Below are 1040 nucleotides of genomic sequence, written 5' to 3'. Positions count from 1 at the left end.
TATGACTATTCGTGATGTTGCACGTATGGGTAGACAGCCGCAATAATGAGTCTGTCAAATAATTTTTCTCCAAAGTATCTTCGGTTGAGCTTATAAGCAAATTCATCCAGATAGTTTTGAAGGTATTTTTCTGTAACCATGTGATAGATACCCAGGAGATTCTTCTTCAGGTTGCTGATCGCTGTGTGTACCCAATTGAGTGCTCCGTTTGCTGAATCCTTGGAAGATTTCACTTTGATGTGCTCCTCTACCATTTTTTCCAGATCGACGTAGGCGGTGTTTTTGTCTGTAAATAACACCGATGAAAAATCCACGTTGGTTTCCACAAACTCTTCCACCGAATCACTGGTCACATCCTTAAGCACTTTCATTTTGAAAAAGCCACAATGGCTGCCTTTTTTACCGGAGTCTGGATCTTCCAAAGGAGTGGATTCGGAAGCCACTGCGACAATCGCCTGTTTCTGACTGCCTTTTCCCCGCTTTAGCTGCTCCTGAACCTTTTTCCGGGTTGCTTTTTCCACATAAGCCTCATCGTATTCGACCATTCCCTTGAGCAAATAAAGACCGTCCCGCTTGCCCATGACTGCTCTGATCTTATGCATCAGACTGAAAGCTGTTTGGTAACGCTTGAGTCCAAGCTGTCTTTGGAACTCCAAACAGGAGAAGCCTTTTTTGGTAGCTGACATCAACAGAAACGCCGTAAACCAAGTATGCAGCGACAGATTGCTGGACTCCATCACGGTTCCGGCTTTTAAAGATGTCCTCCTTCGGCAAAAGCTGCATTCGAAGAACTTCCTGCCCGAAAACCAGTAGTGCTTTGGAAATCCCTTGCAGGTTTTGCAGTAAATGCCTGTTTTTTGTCGATAGTCTTTCAGAAAGATCTCACAGCTTTCCTCGTTTGGAAAATGGTGGATAAAATCGATGATATTCATGGGCTTGCGTATTTTTACACAAGTACCGCTTATCTTCATGATTACGGAAACTATTGTCACTAGCTGTCTAAGAATATTTGGCTACGTGTAGGATTCCGAAGAGTCATA

The 1040-nt window shown here is 43.5% G+C and carries 1 protein-coding gene; it reads right to left on the bottom strand.

Features of this window, described 5'->3' with window-relative positions:
- Positions 1-5: 5 nt before the first annotated feature.
- Complete coding sequence (locus OU792_RS18580; RefSeq protein ID WP_134203258.1) at positions 6-932, bottom strand: IS1595 family transposase; 927 nt, start codon at positions 930-932, stop codon at positions 6-8.
- Between the last annotated feature and the right edge of the window lie 108 nt (positions 933-1040).

It is taken from the genome of Algoriphagus sp. NF, from assembly GCF_028823735.1.
Classification (GTDB): Bacteria; Bacteroidota; Bacteroidia; order Cytophagales; family Cyclobacteriaceae; genus Algoriphagus; species Algoriphagus marincola.
Note: the sequence above shows the minus strand (reverse complement) of the source record. Positions and strands in the feature narration are given on the sequence as shown.